Annotated in this window: 1 pseudogene; it reads left to right on the top strand. The window is 51.1% G+C overall.

Features of this window, described 5'->3' with window-relative positions:
- Nucleotides 1-223, top strand: a pseudogene (locus tag L976_RS22620) (IS4 family transposase); the annotation flags it as partial.

Here is a 223-nt window from a genome sequence, read left to right on the forward strand (position 1 = left end):
AATATCTGACCTATAAAACCCAGCACCAACAGCGCTTTGTCGTCCGCTCGATGCAGAGCCGATGCATTCAAGAGCATGCACACAAACTCTATGACTACTCGAATACATTACCGCTTGCAGCGACGAAATCTCTCCTCATTCCTCTGAAAGGCGGAAGGAAAGCCCGGGCGGTGACGCTGGAAATGAGATATGCCCGAGTGACCCTCAAAGCTCCAGCCAACAA

Origin of the sequence: Shewanella sp. ZOR0012 (assembly GCF_000798835.1) — a bacterium.
In the GTDB taxonomy this organism is placed as follows: Bacteria; Pseudomonadota; Gammaproteobacteria; order Enterobacterales; family Shewanellaceae; genus Shewanella; species Shewanella xiamenensis.